Source organism: Sinorhizobium sp. CCBAU 05631 (assembly GCF_002288505.1).
In the GTDB taxonomy this organism is placed as follows: Bacteria; Pseudomonadota; Alphaproteobacteria; order Rhizobiales; family Rhizobiaceae; genus Sinorhizobium; species Sinorhizobium fredii_C.
Map to the genome: position 1 here is coordinate 1,313,705 of NZ_CP023064.1, position 22,545 is coordinate 1,336,249.

Consider the following 22,545-nt stretch of genomic DNA (forward strand, 5'->3'; position numbering starts at 1 on the left):
TCTACCCCCTGTGGCCTGCCGCAGTGGCAAACCGATTAGAGAATTTCGATCCGGGCGACCGCATAGGCCGGGAGCACAACGTCAGCACTTTCATGCGGCCTCGCCTCAGGCTCTCTTGCGCCGTTGCGGAACCAGCCTTCGTCCAAGAGGAGGAGTCTCCGCCTCCCCGGCTCGGCGAGCGTCACCGTCTCCGGATTGGGGGTGAGATTGGCAAGCAGCAAGGTGATCGTACCATCGAGTTCGGCGCCGAGCCCTAGAACCCGATCCGCCACGCAGGTCTCGATGGCGATGCCCTCGCCCCCAGAAAGCTCGGCAAGCCAGCGCAACACATAGAACAGCGGCCTCGGGGAGCCCTCCTTGACCGGCTCGCCCGGCCCGGCCACCAGCCCAAACGGACCGGCAAGCGTCGAAAGCGTCAGCACCTCGACTTCCGCCTCCGCCACGGTCGCCGCATAGGCGAGCGTCCAGGCGGCCCCGAAGAGCGCATTGTGACGCGGATCGCGGTTGGCCATGGCGATACGCTTGCCGGACGGATTGTCCTTTGTCTGGCTGCCATAAGGGTTCTGGCGCATGGCGATGGTGGAAGGGCCGATGCGGTAGGGCTTGTCGCCATAGATCACCCGCACCGAGCGCGTCACGTCGCGGAGCGCTTCGAAGGTCTGCATGACGCTGAGATCATCGGCAGCGTGGACGATCGGATTGGTGCAATGTGTCACATAGGCGAGCCGATTGGCCGGCGCGCGCTTGCGGTTGAGCTCGGTGAAATAGCTGAACATGCCGCCCCCGAGCGGCACGCCGGGAAAAGCTCTTTGCGCAGCCTGATAGACATCTTCGAGCGGCGGGCATTCCGGCCAGGCGCTGCCCGGCGGCGTCGATTGGCGGTCGACCGATGGCGACACGGCAAGGCTTGCGAGCCTCAGTCCACTGTCACCCACCATCCGGGCGATCTCGCCCAGCTCGTCATCCAACGGGCGTCGGCAAGGAACGAAGCATTCTAGCGTCACCGCTGCGCCGGATGTATCGGCCATCTGCCGGAAGTGCCTCAGCGCCGCGGCGCCATGGCCGGCACCCGGATCGAAATGGCAGATCAGATGCCGCGCACCCAGCACGCGGATCAGTCCGGCTTCGAGAAGCTCATCGCCCGCCTCGTCGGGTCGAAGCCCGATACCGATTGCCGGCAACTTGCCTTGATCGCGCCTCAGCGAAATTTCGATCGGGACCGGCTTTGTAGCGACCACCGCAACGGCATCGAGCTGGCGGATCGATAACCGAACGGCCTGGTGAACCGTCTCCCCGGCTTTCAGCACATAGGGCCAGGGAAGCGCCAGCGGCCGCACATAGGTTTTGTAGGAGCCGTCGGTCCAGTTGCGCTGGTCCTCCATTTCGAAGACGTCGCCGATCATGCGGCACTCGGCCTCGATGCCGGGCATCACCTCATAGGTAATCGCGGCGATATCCTTGAACGGCTGCCAGGGCTCGATCAGATCGGGGAAGACCGAACGCTCGACCGAACCATCGCCATGCTGGACCGTTACTGCCCGGCCGGCGACGCCCACGATCGGATGCAGGATCGCAAAGCCGGCGCGCGCCGTTTCGAAATCGCGATCCGGCGTGAAGCGTGCATCGAAGATGAGTGCGTCGGGGAAGACTTCGATCGTCGCTCGGCAGTCGAGGACGGCCCCGTCGGGCGCCCGGAACCGGGCATCGTATCGGGCGATCGTCGCCGCCTCTTCCTCTTCGACGGTCAGTTCGGTGATTGCAGCCTCGCATGTTCCCCAATCCCGGTCGCGCACCAGAGAGGAAACCGCCCGCAGCACCTCCTTGCCGGAAAAGCGGATCATGCGCAGATTGCCGCCGACGAGCTCGGCGCTGAGCCGGCCTGCTTCGAGGCGCCGCGGCACCGGCTCCGGCTCTTCCGTCCCGAAGAGGAGAAAGATGCGGGAAGCCGTCATCCGAGGAAATCCTCGACCGGCACGGTCTTGCCCTTGGCGGCGCTGCGATAAGATGCCTCGACCAACGCAAAGGTCTTGAGATTGTCCCTTCCTGAGGTCTCCGGTTCGCGGCCGGCGCGCAGGCAGTCGACGAAGTGCTGCTGGATCAGGCTGACGCTCTCCTGGATATTGTGCCAGGGCGCCGAGGCCCAGGGGAGAAGGCGCGGCTCGACATCCGTCACCTTCGTCCCCTCGCGCGAATGAACAGAAAGACGGTAGCCCTGCGAGAGCCGCAGCGTCCCCTTGCTGCCGTCGACTTCCAGCAAGGTTTCAGGAAAAGGCTCGACCGGCAGCCTGGTGGCGTAGCTGCAATCGACGATCGACGTGACGCCGCCGCGATGGTCGAGCATCATCGTCGCGACGTCCTCGCCGACGATCTTCGGATTGATGCGGCGTGTGCGGGCAGTCACCGACGCCGCATCGCCAAAGAGGTAGCGCGCGATGTCGAGCGCGTGGATGCCGAGGTCCTCGATGATGAAGCGCTTGCCGGTCGCGAGATATGGCTGGCCGGAATAGACGTCATAAGCCGACCGGAAGCTCACCCGACCCCAGAACACCTCGCCGATTACGCCGCTGTCGATTGCGGCCCTGGCGGCCCGGATCGGCGACTGCCAGCGGAAATTCTCGTGCACCATCATAGGCGCGCCCGTCGCGGCACAGGCGGCGACCATCGCCTTGGCGTCTTCCATCGTCGGCGCGATCGGCTTTTGGCAGATCGTCGGAATGCCGTTCAGCGCTGCCATCTCGACCAGCGGCCGGTGGCTTCTGACGGTCGTCGCAATATCGACGAAATCAAAGCCGCCATCGGCAAACAGATCCTCGGCCGAAGTATAGCGCCGCGTGACGCCGAACTCTTCGCCGACCGCCCTAAGCCGTGCCGGATCGCGGTCGCAGATGGCGACGATCCGCGCCCCCTCGGTGTCGCGCCAGCCATGCATCTGGTTGACCGCGAAAAACCCGCAGCCGATCAGGGCGCCCTTCAGAATTGCCATTCAGTCAACCTTTCTTCGCAAGCTGCATCAGCGTCACCTGCTGCTGCAACCGGCGTTGCGCCTGGTCCACCACGACCGCGACGATGATGACAATGCCCTTGATGACCATCTGCCAGAAGGACGAGATGCCCATCATGACGAGGCCGTCGGACAGGATGCCGATGACGAAGGCACCGATGATGGTGCCGCCGATCGTGCCGCGGCCGCCGGACATGGAGGTGCCGCCAAGAACGGCTGCGGCGATGGCGTTGAGCTCGAAGGAATTGCCTGTCGCAGGATGCGAGGCCATCAGTTCCGAGGAAATAACCAGGCCGACGATCGCCGCGCAGAAGCCGGAGAACATATAGACAAATATCTTCACGCGATCGACGCGGATGCCGGACATGCGGGCGGCCCGCTCGTTGCCGCCGACCGCGAAGATGTGGCGGCCGATCGGCGTGTACTTGGCGACGTAAGCGGCGGCGAGCGCCACGACGATGAGGATCCAGATCGACACCGGCAGGCCGAGAAGCCGGCCGGAGCCCAAGAAGGCGAAGCCGGTCGTCGACAGTTCCGGCTTTCCGACGAGGTTCGGGAAGGTCTGGCCGTCGGAGGAAAGCAGCGCGAAACCGCGCGCCACATAAAGCGTGCCGAGCGTTGCGATGAACGGCGCGACGTTCAGCTTGGTGATCAGCAGGCCGTTGATCGCACCGATCAGGATGCCGACGGCGAGCGTGATCAGACACACCTCGAAGACATTGAAATAAATCGTGTAGCCGAACTGCAGGTCGATGCCGTTGAGGATCAGCCCGCCGGCCACCATGCCGCAGAGCCCGACGATCGACCCGACGGAGAGGTCGATGCCGCCGGTGATGATCACGAAGGTCATGCCCATGGCGAGGAAGGCATTGAGCGCCACGTGCTTTGACATCAGGATAAGGTTGGCGGTCGACAGGAAGTTCGGCGCGAAGACCGAGAAGAAGGCGATCACCGCGAAGAGCGCGATGAACGTCCTGAGCTTCATGAGCGTCAGCAGCAGAGAGCCGTTCGGAGCTTCCGCAGCGTTGGTGGTGGTCGTTGCCGCTGTCATCAGGCGTGTTCCCTTGTCGTCTTGTGGCCTTCGGCCGAAGCCTTCACGATCAACTCTTCCGTCGCCTCGGCGCGGTCGATGACAGTGACGAGCCGTCCATTGCTCATGACGGCGATGCGGTCGGAGAGCGCCATCACCTCTTCGAGGTCGGAGGTGGAAAACAGGATCGCCAGACCCTCGCCTGCCAGCCGCCGCATGGTGCGGAAGACGTCCGCCTTGGCCCCGACGTCGATGCCGCGGCTCGGCTCGTCCATCATAAGCACCTTCGGCCGGGTCATCAGCGCCTTGCCGATGACCACCTTCTGCTGGTTGCCGCCCGACATCGACGTGACCTCGAAATCGGGATTGGGCGCCTTGATGGAAAGATCGCCGATGGCCGCCTTGATCGCCGCCCGCTCCTTGTCGCCGACGATATGGAAGCCGAAGCGCAGGAAGCGCTCAAGGCTCGCCAGTGTCAGATTGCTGGCGATCGACAGCGCCTGCACCAGCCCTTCGCGCTGGCGGTCCTCCGGGATTAACGCCAGGCCGCGCCGGATCCGGTCGGAAGTATCGCATGTGGAAACATCGGCGCCGCCGACATGGACGCGTCCGGTCGAATGCGGATGCTGGCCGATGACGCATTCGAAGAATTCGCTTCGGCCGGCACCCATCAGCCCGTAGATGCCGAGCACTTCACCGGCGCGCACCGAGATCGACATATGGTCGACGGCAAGGCCGCCGGTGCGGCGCGGCAGGCAGATGTCCTCGGCGCGGAAAACGTCTTCACCGAGGCGGTGATCGACCGACTTGGCGAAATCCTTCGCGTCCGAACCGATCATCGAGCGGACGATCCACTTCGTGTCGATGTCCCTGACCATGGCATGACCGGTGATCTGGCCATCGCGCAAGACCGTGATGTAATCGCCGATCCGCATCAGCTCTTCGAGGCGGTGGGAGATATAGACGATCGCCACCCCTTGCGCCTTCAATTCGCGGATGACCTTGAAGAGCACATCGACCTCGGCCGCCGAAAGCGCCGAGGTCGGCTCGTCAAGAATGAGGATACGGGTATCGAGCGAGATCGCCTTGGCGATTTCCACCAGCTGCTGCTGACCGATCGGCAGGTCTTCGACGAACGTCTCGGCATCGATGCCCGCATCGAGCCGATCGAGGAACTCGGTGGCTTTCGCGACCTGGGCACGATGATCGATGCCACGCAGGCCGCGCCTGATTTCGCGCGTAGCGAAGATGTTTTCGGCGACCGAGAGATTGCCGAAGAGATTAAGTTCCTGGAACACCATGCCGATGCCGTGGCGCTGGGCATCGCCGGGCGAGTGGAATTCGACCTCCTCGCCGTCGAGCAGGATGCGGCCGGCCGACGGCTTTTCGACGCCGGCGATGATGCGCATCAGCGTCGACTTGCCGGCGCCGTTCTCGCCGACGAGCACGTTCACCGCCCCGCGCCTGAGCGCCAGGTTGGCGTGGCGCACGGCGACGATACCGGAATAGACCTTGGTGACGTCCTCGAGGCGCAGAACGCAATCGTCGTTCTCGGGCGGGTGCAAGCTCATCCACTCACCGTCAGCTGCGCCGGCACGAACAACGGCAGCTGCCCCTTGGCGGGCTGCGGATAGGCGCCGACCGCCTCGAGCTTCCTGCCGACGAGCTGATCGCGCGTGAGCTTTTCGAGCACAAGGCCGTTCACATGTGTGTTGAAGGCCTTGCCGTACTGGGCCCACTCGATCTGGTTCTTGAATTCGTTGAAGTTGACGAAGTCGAGGCTGTCGCGGATCGCCGTGCCGCGGATCGCCGGACCGATCTGGACACGCGCATCCGCCTTGCCGTCGCCATCGGCGTCAACCTCCACATAGGCCGAGCGCGATTTCGTCTCCGCCTTGATGATGGTGCCCGAAAGCCGCGCGGCGAAGGTCCAGGGGCTGCTTCCCTGCTTCTCCTTATGTCCGTATTTCGCGCCGGCCGCATCTGCGTCGCTTGCCGCGAGCGAGGCGACCTCCGAGAACGGCCCCGCTTTCCTGTCGAGATAGGGCACGACCTTGCTGTCCCATATCTCAGCGACCATCCGATCCGGATCGAAGCCGCCGGAAGCGGATTGCGCCGTCTCTTCGGCCGTCGGTGTCCTGATGATCTTGCAGCCCGCGAGAGCCATCATCACCGCAAGGAATATGACGGACGCGCCCCTTGTACTTGGCATCGAAAGCTACTCCATAGCCCCTGCGACGCGGCTGGACCGCGTCGCAGGTCAGGAAGAGGGTCAATTGGTGAGCGCGAAGGTTTCGAGCTGGTCGGCGTTCTCGCTGTTGATCAGTACGCAGTCCATCAGCTGCTTTTCTTCCGCTGGCTTCTTGCCGGTGGTGATGAACTCATGCGCCTGCTGGACCGCCATCTGCGCCTGGGCGTAAGCCGGCTGCAGCACGGTCGCCTTGACGCCGCCGGACTTGATCGAGTCGCGCACGTCGTTGGAGCCGTCGAAGCCGACGACGATGACGTCCTTGCGGCCGGCGGCCTGCAGCGCGGCGATCGCGCCCATGGCCATCGTGTCGTTGCCGGAGATGACGCCCTTGATGTCCGGGTTGGCCTGCAGGATGGTCTCCATCTTGCTGTAGGCCTCGGTTTGACTCCAGTTCGCCGACTGCTGCGCCACCATCTTCAGCTCGGTATATTCGTCGATGACGTCGTGATAGCCCTTCGAGCGGATGCCGGCGTTGAGATCGGATTCACGGCCGAGCAGTTCGACATAGTTGCCGGATTCGCCCATCAGCTTGACGAATTCCTCGGCGCCGAGCTGCGCACCCTGGTAGTTGTTGGAAACGATCTGCGACACGGCAACGCCGGTAGCGTTGATTTCGCGGTCGATCAGGAAGGACGGCACGCCGGCATCCTTGGCCTTCTGCACGGCGGCGATCGAGGCTTCCGAGCCGGCATTGTCGAGGATGATCGCCTTGGCGCCGCGGCCAATTGCGGTATCGATCAGCTGCGACTGCTTGTTGGCGTCATCGTCATGCACGAGGACGAGCGTCTCGTAACCGAGTTCCTTGGCCTTGGCCTCGGCACCGACTGCTTCGGCCTTGAAGAACGGGTTGTCATGCGACGGCGTGATGATCGCGATGAGGTCGGCCGCGTAGGCCGGAATGGCGGACCCTGCCGCCAGGAAGGCCGCAAAGGCGGCCACGGTCATTCTGCGTGTCAGTTTCATCGGTTCTTCCTCCCAGGTTGAAAACGGCCGGAGTTGCCCTCCGGTTTCTGCGGATCAGGTGATGCGACGGATGCTGTCGGCGATTTCCTGCGGCTCGAAGACGCGCTTCCAGTCATCGCGCATCAGCATCGGCTTGCCGAACTCGATCGCCTTGTTGCAGGCATCGGAGAACACGCCCTCGACCTCTTCGAAGATCACGGCGCCGAGCACGTTCATGTGGCCGAGCAAGAAGTCGCGCGCCGCCTCTTTCGGCACGCCGCGGGCGACGCATTCGTCCATCGCCTCGCGCATGACGACGAGCAGCGAGGCACAGACCGTTTCCGACAGGCCGGGCTCTAGCAGCGCCATCTGCTCGACGGTGACGCGATGCGAGCGCATCACCGGCGCCCAGATGATCCTGGCGATCTCCTCGCCCTTGGCGTAATCCGCCTCCGGTCCCTGCATCAGCGCCGAGACGATGTGCTGTTTGGCGGCAATGCCGCCGAAATGATCCTTGCGTGCCGCAAGCTCGGTCTCGTCGTTGAAGATCGGCGGATGGCAGGGGTGAGTGACAAAATAGGTGAGGTCATCGCGCCGCGGCAGATGACCGGCAAAGGGTGCGGCCGCGTCGAGGACGACGAGCATCGTACCTGGCTTCAGCCTGTCGGCGATGCCGGCCGCCACCTTGCCGATCGCCGTGTCCGGCACCGCAAGGATTATGACTTCCGCACCGTCGAGAGCAGTATCGAGAGAGACCGTCTCGAGCCCCAGCTCCCTTGCCAGCCGCGCTCTGCCGATCTCGCTCACCTCGACGTGACGCACGTCGAAGCGCGATCCCTTCAGGTTCTTGGCCAGTCGGCAGCCCATCTTGCCGCCGGCACCCAACAAGGCAATCGAAGTCATCTGTATCTCCCGCATCATGTTGCCGAAGCGATAACGCAACTGGTATGATGAGTCAATGAGCATATCAGAGGAAATATTTACCTGCCCTTGCGATTCTTGCCTAATCCTGCAGGGCTCAAAAGAATGTGATAACGAAATGATTTGACATCCGCCGCAAGAGAGGCGACAGCCCGCCCATGAGCGAGGCCATCAGTCAGCGACAGCACCTACGCGAGGAAACCGCGCCGCTTCGTCGGCGCATCCTCGACGAGCTGGCGCAGCTCCCCTGGGATGGTCTGCGCTACAGCCACACGATACCCGGGCTTTCGCTTTATCGGGTCGTCGAGCCAGCCGGGCCCTTCTCCGCCGTCTATGAGCCTAGCCTTTCGCTGATCATCCAGGGAAGCAAGCGCGTTCATGTCGGCAACCAGACCCTCCTCTACGACGAGTCCTGCTTTTTCCTGACGGCTCTGGGGCTTCCGGCGACCGGGCAGATCTGCGAGGCGAGTCTTGACGAGCCCTATGTGGCGGCGTCGCTCCGGCTCGACCTTGAGAAGCTTCGGCGGATCATCACCGATCACGACCTGCACCCGGTGGGGCCACCGGAACGCGACCTTGTCGGCGTCGCCGTCGGCGCCGCGAAGCCGGAGCTGTTTGACGCCTTTCTGAGGCTGATTTCGCTTGCGAAGGCTGCGGCGGACATCCCATTCCTGTCCAATCACATCCATAACGAAATCCTCTACCGGCTGCTCACCGGCGAGCAAGGCGCGCGGCTCAGGCGCTTTGCCCTTGCCGGTACCAACAGCAACCGCGTCGCCCGGGCGATCGCCTGGCTCAAGGAGAACTACGCCCGGCCGCTGCGCGTCGAAGATCTAGCGGAGGTCGCCAATATGGGCGTATCGACGCTGCACCACCATTTTCGCGCCATGACCGCCATGAGCCCACTGCAGTTCCAGAAGCATCTGCGCCTGCACCATGCGCGGGAACTGATGCTGTCGCAATCGCTCGACGCGGCAACCGCCGCGCTCAGGGTTGGATATGAGAGCCCGACCCAGTTCAGCCGTGAATATCGGCGCGCCTTCGGCCACCCGCCGCTGCGCGATATCAAGGCAATCCTGAACTCCAACGACGCTGCCAGCCGAGATTCGATCGGCTAGCGCCGCAGAGGCGCAGACGGCCGATGATCACAATCCCGTCACCGCGACAGGAATAGGCAATAATCCGACAGGATCGAATCTACCGGGCGAAAGGCCGGTCTTCTAAGGTGCGGCCGCAGTCTGGCGAATGGCTGCGGCGCGCGGGCAGGCATATCTGCACCTATTTTGAGCCCCCGCGCCTCAACGCGAGGAGAACACCATGGCAATTGTGACTATCAACGGCGTCGAGCACTCGGTCGACGCCGCGGCGGATATGCCGCTTCTTTGGGTGATCCGTGATCTGGTCGGGCTGACGGGCACGAAGTTCGGCTGCGGCATGGCTCAATGCGGTGCTTGCACCGTCTATGTCGATGGTTCGCCGGTCCGCTCCTGTCAGACATTCATCGGCGACATCGAAGGGGCTCAGGTCACCACCATCGAGGGCCTGAAGGGCAAGGTCGCCGAAATGGTCCAGTCCGTCTGGGCCGATCTCGACGTTCCGCAATGCGGCTACTGTCAGTCCGGCCAGATCATGTCGGCAACGGACCTGTTGGCCAACAACCCGAAGCCGAGTGACGAAGACATCGACGCCGCCATGTCGGGCAATCTCTGTCGTTGTGCCACCTACCATCGAATCCGTGCCGGCATTCACGAAGCCGCAAAGCGCCTGGAGGCCTGAGACATGATCCCCAAACTGATGCAATCGATCGCTCTCCCTGCCGGACGGGTCGAGGCGTCCCGGCGGCAGTTCCTCATCGGTGCATTCGCAGCCGGCACCGGCATCGCCGTCGGCTTTCATCTCCTGCGCGCAACCCCGGCGACAGCGGGCGAGACGCCGTCGGCAGAAGGCGCGCATTCCTTTTCGCCCTACCTGACCATCGACGGCGACGGAAAGGTGACCGTCCTCTCCTCCCAATTCGAAATGGGACAAGGCTCCTATAACGGCATCGCCACACTTGTGGCGGAAGAACTCGACGCCGACTGGTCGACCATCGACGTGAGGGGAGCTTCCGGCGATGTCAAGGCGTACGGCAATGTCGCCTTTGGTGGCACGATGCAGGGCACCGGAGGCTCGACCTCCATGGTAACCTCATGGGAGCGCTACCGTAAGGCCGGTGCCGCGGCCCGGGCGATGCTCATCGCCGCCGCGGCGTCCGAGTGGGGCGTGGAGGCGGCGGAGATCACCGTCGAGAAGGGCGTTCTCTCCCATCCCTCCGGTAAGAGCGGCGGCTTCGGCACCTTCGCCGCCAAGGCGGCGACGCTGCCGGTTCCCACCGACGTCAAACTCAAGCAGCCGGGCGACTGGAAGTTGATCGGCAATTCCGAGTTGAAGCGTTTCGACAGCGCCCGCAAAGCGAACGGCACGGAGCAGTACACGATCGACGTCAAGCTTCCCGGGCTGCTGACCGCGGTGATGATCCATCCGCCGCTGTTCGGCGCCAAGGCGAAGTCCTTCGATACGTCGGCCGCACGCGCCGTCAAGGGCGTGGTCGATGTCGTCGAAACACCGCGTGGCGTCGCAGTGGTCGGCGAAAACATGTGGGCGGCGATCAAGGGGCGCGAGGCAGTCACCGTCGCCTGGGACGAGACGGCGGCGGAAAAGCGCGGTACCCAGCAGATTATGTCTGCCTACCGCGATCTGGCAAAGAAGGGCCCGGTAGCGCTCGCGCGCGAGGACGGCGACGCCGAAGCTGAATTCGCCAAGGCCGCCAAGGTCCTCGAGGCGAACTTCGAATTTCCCTACCTGGCGCATGCGGCGATGGAACCGCTGAACGCGGTCGCACGCATGAACGAAGACGGCACGCTGGAGATCTGGGGCGGGCATCAGTTCACCGACGTCTACCAGAAGCTCGCCGGCGACGCGGCCGGGATCGCTCCCGAGAAGGTACGCCTGCACGTCATGAAGACCGGCGGTAGCTTTGGCCGGCGGGCCGTATTCGACGGCGATGTCATCGTCGAAGCCGTGCACGTCGCCAAAGCCATCGGTTTCCGTGCGCCGGTTAAGATGCAGTGGACGCGTGAGGACGACATGCGGGCGGGCCGCTATCGGCCCGCCTATGTGCACAGCCTCAAGGCCGGTATCGACGACAGCGGGAAACTCGTGGCCTGGAACAATCACATCATCGGTCAATCCATAGTGGCAAAGACGGCGTTCGAGGGCATGGTCAAAAATGGCGTCGACCCGACCTCCGTCGAGGGAGCAAGCAATCTTCCCTACGTCATTCCCAACCAGACGGTCGGCCTGACGAGCACGGAGGTTGGCGTTCCGGTTCTATGGTGGCGCTCCGTCGGCTCGACGCACACGGCGTTCGCGGCCGAAACCTTCCTCGACGAAGTTGCCGAGGCGGCGGGACGCGATCCCGTAGAATTCCGTCTGTCGATGCTTGAGCCCGACTCGCGTCACGCAACTGTGCTCAAGCTGGCGGCGGAAAAGGCCGAGTGGGAGAAGCCCTTGCCTCAGGGCCGCTTTCGGGGCGTCGCGCTTGCCGAAAGCTTCGGCTCGGTGGTCGCTCAGATCGCGGAGGTCTCGACCGACGGCAATGGCCAGATCAAGGTCGAACGCGTGGTCGCCGCCGTCGACTGCGGTCTGGCGGTCAACCCGGACCAGGTCCGCGCCCAGGTGGAGGGCGGCATCGGCTTCGGCCTTGGCGCCATATTGGGCGAGGAAGTCACGCTGACGGACGGCCAGGTCGATCAGGGCAACTTCGATATGTATACGCCGCTGAGGATCGATGCGATGCCGAAGGTCGAGGTCCACATCGTCGCCTCCGCCAACCCGCCGTCGGGCATCGGCGAGCCTGGCGTGCCGCCGATCGGCCCTGCCGTCGCCAATGCCGCCTATAAGGCGCTCGGCAAACGGCTGCGCGTCATGCCGTTCTCGAAATCGCTGAACGCGTGAACTTGGTTGCCCGGTCGGCTCTGGCCGGCCGGGCAAGAGGCAATCGGACGTACGGCGCTGCAGCTAGTTCACCGCGACGACCTTGCCGGCCGAATCGAGCCGGCACCGGATTCGCGCCTGGCGGACCTGGATGCTGTTCTCACCCGCATAGTCTATGCTGACAACGAGCGGGGCCGTGAGCGCCCCGCTGCGATGCCGGAGCAGGGAACCGGCGCTTGCCGCACGCACACGCACGCCGCCGAGGGGCGACGCAGCCGACGCTATTGCCTTTTGGCAGGCTCGAACGACGCTTTTGGGGGTCCCCGGAACCGCTGCGATCGTCAACGGCAGGCGTATGGGATAACCCCATTCGCCGCGCTCATGGGCGGACTTCTTCTTCAGCGGCCAAAGGATGCGTGGCAGAACGATGGGTGTTCGCGCGTTCTTTGTCGGCGCAATGGAGATGATCCTGCCACCACCGCTGCTGGCCCCTGCGGTCAAGCCTCCGCTGGACGTCCGGGTCCCGGATCCGGGACCAGACGCAGACCCGGAACCGGGACCCGCGGCCGAACCGCCTGAAACCGCGCCGGAAGCGGGAGCTGTCCCCGCACCGCTCGACGAGCCGGCATTCGAGCCGGCACCCACCGACAGACCGCCACTTTTGTTGCCGAGATTGCCGCCAACCCCAAGGCTGGCGCCTCCGCTTCTGTTGAGCGAGGTTCCGGCCTTTGCTCCACCTACCCCTTTGACGCCGGCGCCGACCCCTGCCGAGACGCCGTTCTTATCGACCCCCACCTCGGCGCCGACGCCGACCGGGCCGACTTTTGCGTTAAGGCCTAAGGCATGAGCAGGGCCGATCGCGATTGCGATCAGGACTGTGGCAGCTAGGTACTTGCGCATAATCCGGTTCCTCATCTTTGGGCCGAGTAGCCCTTGAATAGCTCGCCACCTCTTCTATCAGCGGCCACGGACCTGCGGCCGCGTGGGGAGCAGTTCCTCGGGAAGCGCAAGCGTCACCGATTGAACCGATCGCGTTGGCTTGCCGAGTTCCACCTTGCGGACTTCCACCGAGCCACCGCGCTTGCGCGCGACGGGCTTGACACGTGGATTGGCGCGATCGCCGGCGCCTGCCTTCCGTCTCTGTTCCACGCTTGCCGCGGGGCGTTGAGCTTCCCGCTTCGGAAGCTCGACCTCGCTACGCTCCACCGCCGCCAAGCTCAGCGCCAATTGCTTCCTTGCCGCGTCGCGTTCCTGGCGCGCGGTTTCGAGATCGCGCGCCAGCGATCTCGCCTTCTCGCGCTCCAGGCCAAGCGCCTCGCCAGCCCGGCTTGCCGTAGCCTCGGCGACCCTTCCGGCTTGTCCGGCTTGCAATGCGGCCTCTTTTGCGGCCTGCAGCTCGGCACGAGCTTGCAATGTGGATTGGCGAAGAAGGGCGAGTTCCCGTTCCTGGGCGGCAAGCTTGCGCCCCTTCTCGTCGAGGAGCCGACTGGCATCGCTCAGCGCTGCCTCCGCGGCATCGCGCGCCCTGAGCGCTGCAGCCTTCGACCGGATCGCGCCGGCTGTCTTGGTCTGCAGACGCTCAACCTCGCGCTGCGCCATCGCCCGGTCGCGGGCGAGCCCCTCGGCACTCCGGCGCTCGTTCTCGAGAGCTCGTTCCTGGTCGGCCGCCATCGCGGCAGCCTTGCGCGCCTGCGCGCCTGCCTCGTCGGCGGCACGCCGCATCGCGTCGAGGTCGCCTCTCGCCGCCGCCAAACCGCGACGGAGGCTGTCCTCGCGCTGACGACCTGCGAGCAGCGAGCCCCTTTTGATCGCGTCGATCTCCTTGTGCGCCGCGAGAAGCTTCTCCTCCAGGGCCGCGCGTTCGCGCGCGGCCACTTCAGCGGCCTGCTTTGCGGCTTGCAGCTCGGCACGCGCCTGCAAGGCCGATTGGCGTAGGAGGGCGAGTTCCCGTTCCTGGGCGGCAAGCTTGCGCCGCTCGTCGTCGAGGACCCTCCGGGCATTGGTCAGCGATGTTTCCGCGGCATCGTGCGCCCTCAGCGCGGCAGCCTTTGATCGGATTTCTCCGGCCGTCTTGATCTGCAGACGCTCGATCTCCCGCTGCGCCAGCTCCCGCTCGCGCGCGAGCCCTTCGCCCCTCCGGCGCTGGTTCTCAAGAGCTCGTTCCTGAGCGGCCGCCATGGCGGCAGCCTCGCGCGCCTGCGTTCCGGCGTCGTCGGCGGCATGCCGCATTGCGTCAAGGCCGCCTCTCACCGCCGCCAGCTCGTCGCGGAGACTGGCCTCGCGCTGACGCCCGGCCAGCAGCGCACCGCTCTTGATCGCGTCGATTTCCTTGCGCGCCGCGAGAAGCTTTGCCTTCAGGGCGGCGCGTTCGGCGCGTTCGCGCGCCGCCGCTTCCCGAGCCTCGTTGGCGTCTGCCACCGCGGCTTCCCAATCTCGCGCCGCCTTCGCCTGTTGCTGCAGTTGAATCTTCAACGCTCCGACATCGGCCCGGGCGGCGTGGAGTTCCTGTGCCAGGGTGGCAACCCGTCGACGCTCTGTAACGAGGCGGCGATAGTGCCGCATGGCGGCGTCACGCGCAGCCTGACGTGCCGCGCGCGCTTCTCTGCGAGCCTCTTGGAGATCCATGCGAAGAGCCGCCAGTTCACCAAGCACCGTTTCACCCCTGGACCGTTCCGGTTGTTGCGATTGCGCCGACTGAGCTGCGCGTTGCCACCCTGCAGGCGGAACCGCCGCGACATTGGTCGTCGCCCGCGATGGCGGCATTTCGGGCGCCGACATCCGTCGCTGGACCTTCGTGACCGGACGCTGATCGCTGCCGCTTCGGACCTGCAGGCGATCGGTTATCAGCTTGGCCAGTTCATTCTCGGAGAGACCTGCCGCGGGCAGGCGTCCGATGCCCGGAAGTTCGAGCGTTCCGCCTGTCCCGATCGTGAACGTGTCGTTCAGCAACGTACCCTCGGCTACCCCGCCAAGCAAGGCATGCCATCCAGAAACGCTGATCTCGACCGTGTCTTGCGGAGCAAGCCTGGCGTCGGGCGCCGTCTCGCCTTTTGCGGGAACTCCAAGGAGCAGGAAGAGGCAGAACGGAACTATTCGGAGTGTGGCCCTAAGTGATGCCCGGCGGGGTACAGCGCTCTCGCACGGCGCCTGCGACCTGTTTACGCGATCCATGACTGATCCTTCCGGACATGCGCGCCTGGCAAGCCAGTCATGGCGCACAGCGCTTATGATCTGCAAACATAACGTTCAGGGTAACAAAGCTGTTTCGCGGCGGTGAGGTTGAAATTGGGTTAGCGGCATCCGCCAATATCCTTAGCCCGTGCTCACAACCTGACCGGGCTACTCCGTTTGGATGTACAGGGCTTCCACCTTCGCCGTGAGAGTGAAGCGGTCAGAGCAAGGGGACCCGGGCAGGCGTGCCCGATCAGGACGAAGACGGTCGGTTTCGCTCGCGCCAGGAAGCCGGGCTGAGGCAGGTCACGCGTCGGAATTCCCGGTTGAAGTTCGACTTCGTCTGGAACCCGGACTCGAGCATCGCGGCGGTGACTGACATGTCGGTCTCCCGCAGCATCCGGCAGGCTTCGGCAATCCGGAAATCGTTGATGTATTGGGAGACGTTCTTCTGCGCCAGGCGATTGACTGCTCCGGATATCTGCCGGGCCGGCACGCCAGCGCGCCGCGCCAGCCGCGACAGGGTCAGGTTTTCGTCCCGAGACAATCGCTGCTCGGTAAGCAAATGATCGACCCGATCCAGGACCTCGCGATCCTTAGCCGCCAGCGATGCGGTATTATCACTTTTTGCCGGCAATGCGGGGAGCGGCCGCGCACGCGCTGCGACATCTGCGGTAAAGCCGAGGAAAAGCAGTTCGAGAAGACTTGCGTTGCTGACGATCAGAGCGGCATTGGCGCCTTTTGCCCACTGGAAGTCGAGGAAGATCGCGAGGTCGAACAGGGCCGAAACACAGAGCGCCGCGGCGGCGACCAGGAGGGCGCGATGTGCCTGTTGGGCGCCGTCGAGACGCGCTTCGTCCAAGGCGTCGGGGCCTGTGCGGCCGAGGTTCAGCAGCGCCAGAGCATAGCCGACGAATAGGACGATCAACGCACCGTCGACCAGAGCCGGCGCAAGCAACATCAGCGCAATCATGCCAAGTGGCGGCGCGGCGTGAAGCCAACGGGCACCCCTTGCCCCGGCCTCCTCCCCGTGGATCAGGCAGCGGAAGCTCGCCAGCACCAGCGGCGGCAGGCAACTCGCCAGCAAGGGCAGCACGTAGCGTAGAGCCGTGATGTCATAACCCCACCGCAGGCCGACGATGATCGATTGCACGGAGCACAGGCAGAGCAGCACCAGGAACGGCCGAAGGCCTTTGTGCGGCTCGTTGCGCAGCATCGCCACAAGAAGGATCAGGAGCAGCAGGGCGACGACGAACGGCAGCGGGAGGAAAATCAAGTTCTGTCCTTCGAGGATGGCTATCGACGGTCGAATGTTGACCCAGATCGCGATTCGGGACGACCTGAATCGTGATCGAGGAAGCGGAGAAGCCGGGCACGCGCAATCATTCGCAGGTCCTTTGAACCTAGCGAGATTTCCCATGATTTTTTCCCGCATCCTGGCAGCCCTTTTCTTCTGCGCGCTTTTTGCCGTACCCTGCCATGCAATCGAAACCGGCGTGCGCGAATTAAGCCTTGCCTCTCCCGAGGGCGGGCGTCGTCTTCGGGTCACCGTCTGGTATCCCGCCGAACCTGGCGGCAAAGCCGTTCTGGTGGGCGACAACCAGGTCTTCAAGGGCGCGCCGGCGCTGTCGGAAGCGCCGCTCCTCGAGGGCCGCTACCCGCTGGTCGTGATGTCGCACGGTTCCGGCGGCCGCATCCAGGGCATGAGCTGGCTCGCCGCGGAACTGGCCAGGGCCGGATTTGTCGTCGCCGGTCCCAATCATCCCGGTACGACCAGCGGCAACTCAACCCCCGCCGACACGCCGAAGCTGTGGGAGCGCACGCATGATTTATCCTTTGTGATCGACAGGCTGACGACCGATCCGCTCTGGAGCGGCGCCATAGACAAGGGCCGCATCGGCGTTATCGGCTTCTCGCTCGGAGGCGCGGCCGCCATGGAGATCGCCGGTGCCCGGGCAAACCTCGAAGCCTATGCGCGTTACTGCGATACCTACCAGACGTGGGATTGCGCCTGGTATGCAGGCGGTCAAGGCTACGTCGACGACAAAGCGATCACGGTCGACAAGGTCGACCTGCGCAAGATCGACCGGGCGCGCTTCGAACGATCGAACCTCGACCGGCGTATCAAGTCCGCCGTCCTGATCGACCCGGGCCTCGCGCAGGCCTATGACGCACAAAGCCTGAAGGAGATCGCCATCCCGATGAATTTCATCAATCTCGGCAGCGCCGGAACCATTCCCGCAGCGGTGATCGCCTCCGGGCTGGCGGCGCTGTCTCCGCATGGCTCCTACGCCACGGTCGCGCAGGCCGACCATTTCAGTTTCCTGCCCGAGTGCAAGGAGGGTGGGGCCGAGCTCTTGAAGTCGTTTGGAGAGGTCGAACCAATTTGTGACGACGGCAGCGGACGGTCCCGGGCGGATATTCATTCCGAGTTGATCATTCTCGTACGGGAAGCGTTGCTGCGGACCCTAAAAGAGCGTTCGTGAGGTCAAGAGCCGCCGGTCATCGAAGCGATGGACGGCGGCTCCTGCTACTGGGCTGCGGGCGGCGAAGATGCTGCCGGCGGGGCTCTCCTTGGCGGTATCGGTCGGGCGCAAGGAGGTGACGAAGAGCGTCCGCCGATCCGGGCCGGCAAAGCAGGGCATGGTGGGCGCGGGTACAGGAAACAGATGCGCCTTGATCAGCCGGCCTTCCGGGGAAAAGCAATTGATGACGCCGGCCGAGACGCCGGCGCTCCAGTAGTTGCCGTCGGCATCGGTCGCCGCGCCGTCCGGCCGTCCGCGTCCCTCGTCGAGATCCGCCAGCCGCTTGCGGCCGGAGAGTTCGCCGGTCGCCGGATCGAACCGCCAGCGGTCGATCCAGGGCCCGCGCGAATCGGAGTGGAACAGGACGGTGCCATCAGCGCTCCAGGCAAGCCCGTTCGAGCAGACGATATTTTCTACCTTGCACTCGACGGCGCCTGCGGGCGTCACGCGATAAAGCGAGGCGATCGGCCGCCGGTCGACAGCGACCTCGTGCATGGTGCCGACCCAGAAGGCGCCGTCCGGCCCCACCTTCCCGTCGTTCAGGCGTGTATGTGGCCTCTCTGGCTCGATCTCGGCAATTTTGCGGACGATCGCGCCGCTTCCCGGATCGAACAGCACGACCCGGTCGCGCTGCGCCAGGACGAGACGGCCGGACCGTGCGAGCCCGAGGCTGCAGGCGCCGCCTTCCAAAGACCACTCGATGTGATCGGCCCCGGAAAGATCGGCTCGGTGAAGGGTGCCTTGACCGACGTCGACGAAGAACAGGCAGTTCCGGCGCTCGTCATAGACGGGGCTCTCGGCCACGGCGCAACGCAGGTCCAGCACGCATTCAAATGTTAAGTCGAAAGACATGTTCGCACCACGCTCTGACGCCCGGCATTTTTCGGAACGCCGTGCGAACCGTATCTAGAGGAATTCATGAGATCTACCTCTCCCGCTTTTCTTTAACATTGCTCTTGCCCCGCCTCAACTTGTAAATTAAAAATACAGGAAACCGGCCAGGGAGATTTCCATGAAAACGACGCCCGTCACTGTCGCCGACCTCGGCGCTTCCGTCCTCTCGGTGCCGCCTCTGGCGCGTGACGCGCAGGGCGTGCCGAGCAAGGCGGAAAATCGCCGGCAGGTGGACTGGCTGCGCTCGGGCGGCGTGACGACTTATCTCTATGGCGGCAACGCCAATCTCTACAATTTCGGCGTCATGGATTTCGGCCGGCTGCTCGACATGCTCGAGGAGATCGCGCCGGCCGACGGCTGGATGATCCCGTCGATCGGCGCCGATTTCGGCAAGGCGGCCGACCAGGCGGCCATCCTGCGAGACCGCGCCTTTCCGACGGCCATGGTCCTGCCGCTCTCCTTTCCGGCAACGCCGACAGGGCTGGCCTCCGGCTTCGCAAAGCTTGCCGACATCGGCGGCCGGCCGCTGATCGCCTATATCAAGAATGACGGCTTCATGCAGGCTTCCGACGTCGCCCGCCTGTTTCGCGACGGCGCCATCACTGCTTTGAAATATGCGGTCGTGCGTCCGGAACCGAAGAACGACCCTTATCTCGCCGATATCCTCGACGCCGTAGGCTCCGGCGAGCGCATCGTCAGCGGCATCGGCGAGCGGCCGGCGATCGACCACATGAAAATGGGCCTGGCGGCCTTCACATCCGGCTCGGTCTGCGTCGCCCCGCATCTGTCGACAGCGATCCTGAAGGCGGGCCGCGAGGGTCGGTTCGCCGAGGCAAGGGCCCTTCGCGAAAGTTTCCTACCGCTCGAGGATCTCCGCGACGCCCACTCGCCGATCCGCGTTCTGCACGAGGCGGTGCGGCTCGCCGGCATCTGCGAAGCGGGACCGATCGGCGACTTCCTCACCAATCTCGACGGCGCCGAACGGCTCGAGGCGATCGGCAAGGCAGCGCGCGAGCTGAGAGCCAGGAGCGAGGCGGCGGCCGCGCCACGGCTGTCGGCGAGCGCCTGACGAACAATCGGCAATGGCCCTTGCCCCACCCCCCTCTGGCCTGCCGGACATCTTCCCCATAAGGGGGGAGATCGACTCGTGGCAAGGCCACCTCTTCAACAGAACGGCTTCGGCCATGCAGCGCCTCTTTATGGGTGCATCGGTCGTGCCCCACGCGCGCTCCCCCCTTGCGGGGGAAATGGCCGGCAGGCCAGAGGGGGTCAGACCGTCCGCGACGGACAACGCGGAACTTCGACTACAGGTCGCCGTAGGAGCCGGTGACGCGGGCGCGCGATTCGGTCAGGTGATAGCGCATGTGGAGGCGCGCGAGGTCGGCGTTCTGGCTGGAGATCGCCAGGAAGATCTTGCGGTGCTCCTCGAGCACCCGGCGCCGCCTATCGTCCGAGCCTTGCCGCGTGAGGCCGAGCGCCATGCGCATCGAGCCGCTCATGATGTCGCGCAGATCCTGCAGCAGCCGCGGGAAAAGCTCGTTTCCCGCGGCTGCGGCGACGGTGAGGTGAAAGGCGAAATCCTCCTCCCAGCCGGTCTCGCCACGCTGGAAGGCCATTTCGAGCGCTTGAAGCGCCTCGCCGATCTGGTTGAGCTGCGCCTTGGTGCGCCGCATCGCGGCCAGCCCGGCGCATTCGGTCTCGAGCGCCAGGCGCGGCTCGAATGCCCTCAGATAGCTGGCGATCTCCGCCGAGGCGGCAAAGTCGGTCAGCTTGTTGGAAGGCCGCGACTTGACGAAAGTGCCTATCCCCTGGCGCGACACCACCAGCCCGTCCGCCTGCAGCCGCATCAGCGCCTCGCGGACGACTGGCCGGGAGACCTGGAAGTCGCTGCAGATGCGCGCCTCGGAGGGCAGCTTCGCCCCTTCGACGAGTTGGCCGCTGGTGATCTGCTCGAGGATCTGGCCGTAAAGCACGTCGGCGAGGCGTTCGCGCCGCGCCGGTTTCAGTTTCAACGATACGTCGTTCAATAGCTTGGTCTCGCCTGTCATCTTTCTGAACAGGTCTAATTTAGCCGAGCCGATGGGGAATGCAAAGGAGGCCGTCGATGACCAAACGCAAGCACCCGGAAGATCTTAGGAGCTTCCGCTGGTTCGGGGCCAAGGACCTGCGCTCCTTCGGACATCGCTCGCGGCTCTACCAGATGGGCTACGACCAGCAGGAAATCGCCGCCAAGCCTGTCATCGCGATTATCAACACCTGGAGCGACATCAACCCCTGTCACGCGCATCTGCGCGCCCGCGCCGACGAGGTCAGGCGCGGCGTCTGGCAGGCCGGCGGCTTCCCGGTCGAACTGCCGGCAATGTCGCTTGCCGAAACCTATGTGAAGCCGACGACGATGCTCTACCGCAACTTCCTCGCCATGGAAGTGGAGGAACTCATCCGTTCGCATCCGGTCGACGGCGTCGTCCTGCTCGCCGGCTGCGACAAGACCACGCCGGCGACGATCATGGGGGCGATCCAGGTCGACCTGCCGACGATCTTCGTGCCGGCCGGGCCGATGCTGCGCGGCAATTATCGCGGCCAGGCGCTCGGATCCGGCTCGGACGTCTGGAAATACTGGGCCGAGAAGGAGGCCGGCCAGATCACCGAGCTGCAATGGAACGAGATGGAGCGCGGCATCGCCCGTTCCTACGGCACCTGCATGACGATGGGCACCGCCTCGACGATGACGGCGCTCGCCGATACGCTCGGCCTCTGTCTTCCCGGCGCCTCCGCCATTCCCGCCTCGGATGCCGGCCATTCGCGTATGGCGGCGCTTTCCGGGGCCCGCATCGTCGAGATGGTCTTCGAGGATCTGAAGCCCTCCGACATCCTGACCGCCAACGCCTTCGAGAATGCGCTGGCGGTGCATATGGCGATGGCCGGCTCGACCAACGCGATGATCCATCTGATCGCCATGGCGCGGCGGTGCGGCGTCCAGCTGAGCTTGGAAGATTTCGACCGCATGTCGGAAAAGGTGCCGGTGCTCTGCAACATCCGCCCGACCGGCGCCTTCCTGATGGAGGATTTCTATTACGCGGGGGGTTTGCTGGCGCTCTGGAAACGGCTGGAGCCGCTGCTCAACCTCAAAGAACGCAACGTCGTCGGCACGCTTGGCAGCGCGATCGAGCGTGCCGAGGTTCACCTGCCCGAGGTGATCCGGCCGCTCGACAACCCGGTCGCCGGCCGCGGCGGCACGGCGATCCTCAAGGGCAATCTCGCGCCCGACGGCTGCGTGATGAAGCCGGCCGCCGCCGACCCCGCGCTGCTCAAGCATCGCGGCCCGGCGCTCGTCTTCGATGATTACGACACCATGATGCGGGCAGTGAACGACGAGGATCTCGGCGTCACCGCCGAGTCGGTGATGATCCTGCGCAATGCCGGCCCGGTCGGCGGGCCGGGCATGCCCGAATGGGGCATGCTGCCGATCCCGAAGAAACTCTTGAAACAGGGCGTGCGCGACATGGTGAGGATTTCCGATGCGCGGATGAGCGGCACCAGCTATGGCGCCTGCATCCTGCATGTGGCGCCGGAATCCTATGTCGGTGGGCCGCTGGCGGCGGTGCGCAACGGCGACATGATCGCCCTCGACGTCGCCGGGCGGACGCTGACCCTCGAGGTCAAGGCGGCCGAGATCGAACGCCGGCTTTCGGAATGGCGGCCGCCGGAGCGCGACTATTCGCGCGGCTATCTGAAGATGCATGCCGAACACATCCAGCAGGCGCCGGAGGGCTGCGACTTTACCTTCCTGCAGTCGCCCCACAAGCTGCCCGAGCCGGAGATTCATTGAGGCAAT

At 64.6% G+C, this 22,545-nt stretch carries 18 protein-coding genes and 1 pseudogene; 6 read left to right on the forward strand and 13 right to left on the reverse strand.

Going from position 1 to position 22,545, the window contains the following annotated elements; translation table 11 throughout:
• Window positions 1-35: 35 nt before the first annotated feature.
• The 7 genes from SS05631_RS25595 to SS05631_RS25625 are packed head-to-tail and all read right to left on the reverse strand — an operon-like array spanning window position 36 to window position 8,127.
• The gene (locus SS05631_RS25595; protein ID WP_037415966.1) at window positions 36-1,952 is read right to left on the reverse strand and encodes a hypothetical protein; all 1,917 of its coding nucleotides are present in this window, start codon (window positions 1,950-1,952) and stop codon (window positions 36-38) included.
• Entirely contained in the window at window positions 1,949-2,983 is a 1,035-nt protein-coding gene (locus SS05631_RS25600; RefSeq protein ID WP_037415964.1) for a Gfo/Idh/MocA family oxidoreductase, read from the reverse strand. Before SS05631_RS25600 ends, SS05631_RS25595 begins: the two co-directional genes overlap by 4 nt.
• 4 nt (window positions 2,984-2,987) lie before the next feature.
• Window positions 2,988-4,052, reverse strand: coding sequence for an ABC transporter permease (locus tag SS05631_RS25605; protein ID WP_037415961.1), 1,065 nt, complete (start codon window positions 4,050-4,052; stop codon window positions 2,988-2,990).
• Entirely contained in the window at window positions 4,052-5,602 is a 1,551-nt protein-coding gene (locus tag SS05631_RS25610; RefSeq protein WP_037415958.1) for a sugar ABC transporter ATP-binding protein, read from the reverse strand. Before SS05631_RS25610 ends, SS05631_RS25605 begins: the two co-directional genes overlap by 1 nt.
• Window positions 5,599-6,243 (reverse strand): DUF2291 family protein, encoded by a 645-nt coding sequence (locus tag SS05631_RS25615; RefSeq protein WP_037415955.1) that lies wholly within the window; start codon window positions 6,241-6,243, stop codon window positions 5,599-5,601. The genes SS05631_RS25610 and SS05631_RS25615 overlap by 4 nt, the downstream gene beginning before the upstream one ends.
• 60 nt (window positions 6,244-6,303) lie before the next feature.
• Window positions 6,304-7,245 carry a D-ribose ABC transporter substrate-binding protein gene (locus tag SS05631_RS25620; RefSeq protein ID WP_037415952.1) on the reverse strand — a complete coding sequence of 314 codons (942 nt, stop codon included), beginning with the start codon at window positions 7,243-7,245 and terminating at the stop codon, window positions 6,304-6,306.
• 54 nt (window positions 7,246-7,299) lie between these two features.
• Window positions 7,300-8,127, reverse strand: coding sequence for a phosphogluconate dehydrogenase C-terminal domain-containing protein (locus SS05631_RS25625; protein ID WP_037416022.1), 828 nt, complete (start codon window positions 8,125-8,127; stop codon window positions 7,300-7,302).
• Window positions 8,128-8,303: 176 nt separating this feature from the next.
• Between SS05631_RS25625 and SS05631_RS25630 the strand changes: the two genes are divergently transcribed.
• The 3 genes from SS05631_RS25630 to SS05631_RS25640 all read left to right on the forward strand — a co-directional run bounded on the left by SS05631_RS25630 (window position 8,304) and on the right by SS05631_RS25640 (window position 12,141).
• Window positions 8,304-9,263 (forward strand): AraC family transcriptional regulator, encoded by a 960-nt coding sequence (locus SS05631_RS25630; protein WP_037415949.1) that lies wholly within the window; start codon window positions 8,304-8,306, stop codon window positions 9,261-9,263.
• Between the two features lie 199 nt (window positions 9,264-9,462).
• Window positions 9,463-9,921 carry a (2Fe-2S)-binding protein gene (locus SS05631_RS25635; protein WP_037415946.1) on the forward strand — a complete coding sequence of 153 codons (459 nt, stop codon included), beginning with the start codon at window positions 9,463-9,465 and terminating at the stop codon, window positions 9,919-9,921.
• A 3-nt stretch (window positions 9,922-9,924) separates the two neighbouring features.
• Window positions 9,925-12,141, forward strand: coding sequence for a xanthine dehydrogenase family protein molybdopterin-binding subunit (locus tag SS05631_RS25640; protein WP_037415943.1), 2,217 nt, complete (start codon window positions 9,925-9,927; stop codon window positions 12,139-12,141).
• A gap of 63 nt (window positions 12,142-12,204) precedes the next feature.
• Here the strand turns inward: SS05631_RS25640 and SS05631_RS25645 are convergent, their stop codons facing one another.
• The 4 genes and pseudogenes from SS05631_RS25645 to SS05631_RS25655 form a co-directional block, all read right to left on the reverse strand.
• Complete coding sequence (locus SS05631_RS25645; RefSeq protein WP_095678097.1) at window positions 12,205-13,020, reverse strand: helicase; 816 nt, start codon at window positions 13,018-13,020, stop codon at window positions 12,205-12,207.
• Window positions 13,021-13,077: 57 nt separating this feature from the next.
• A complete protein-coding gene (locus SS05631_RS25650; protein ID WP_244412115.1) occupies window positions 13,078-14,538 on the reverse strand; it encodes a hypothetical protein in 1,461 nt (486 codons plus the stop codon).
• A 459-nt stretch (window positions 14,539-14,997) separates the two neighbouring features.
• Window positions 14,998-15,291: pseudogene (locus tag SS05631_RS32095) on the reverse strand (hypothetical protein); the annotation flags it as partial.
• 253 nt (window positions 15,292-15,544) lie between these two features.
• The gene (locus SS05631_RS25655) at window positions 15,545-16,567 is read right to left on the reverse strand and encodes an AraC family transcriptional regulator (protein ID WP_037415937.1); all 1,023 of its coding nucleotides are present in this window, start codon (window positions 16,565-16,567) and stop codon (window positions 15,545-15,547) included.
• A gap of 142 nt (window positions 16,568-16,709) precedes the next feature.
• Here SS05631_RS25655 and SS05631_RS25660 point away from each other — a divergent pair, with 142 nt between their 5' ends.
• Window positions 16,710-17,777 (forward strand): dienelactone hydrolase family protein, encoded by a 1,068-nt coding sequence (locus SS05631_RS25660; RefSeq protein ID WP_037415934.1) that lies wholly within the window; start codon window positions 16,710-16,712, stop codon window positions 17,775-17,777.
• Here the strand turns inward: SS05631_RS25660 and SS05631_RS25665 are convergent.
• Window positions 17,760-18,668 (reverse strand): SMP-30/gluconolactonase/LRE family protein, encoded by a 909-nt coding sequence (locus SS05631_RS25665; protein ID WP_037415931.1) that lies wholly within the window; start codon window positions 18,666-18,668, stop codon window positions 17,760-17,762. The genes SS05631_RS25660 and SS05631_RS25665 overlap by 18 nt on opposite strands.
• 160 nt (window positions 18,669-18,828) lie before the next feature.
• Between SS05631_RS25665 and SS05631_RS25670 the strand changes: the two genes are divergently transcribed.
• Window positions 18,829-19,779: a dihydrodipicolinate synthase family protein gene (locus SS05631_RS25670; RefSeq protein ID WP_037415928.1), complete on the forward strand. Its 951-nt coding sequence runs from the start codon at window positions 18,829-18,831 to the stop codon at window positions 19,777-19,779.
• A 235-nt stretch (window positions 19,780-20,014) separates the two neighbouring features.
• Here SS05631_RS25670 and SS05631_RS25675 read toward each other — a convergent pair whose 3' ends face one another.
• Window positions 20,015-20,737, reverse strand: coding sequence for a FadR/GntR family transcriptional regulator (locus SS05631_RS25675; RefSeq protein WP_037416018.1), 723 nt, complete (start codon window positions 20,735-20,737; stop codon window positions 20,015-20,017).
• Window positions 20,738-20,814: 77 nt separating this feature from the next.
• Between SS05631_RS25675 and araD the strand changes: the two genes are divergently transcribed.
• Complete coding sequence (gene araD, locus SS05631_RS25680; RefSeq protein ID WP_037415925.1) at window positions 20,815-22,539, forward strand: L-arabinonate dehydratase; 1,725 nt, start codon at window positions 20,815-20,817, stop codon at window positions 22,537-22,539.
• Window positions 22,540-22,545 lie beyond the last annotated feature (6 nt).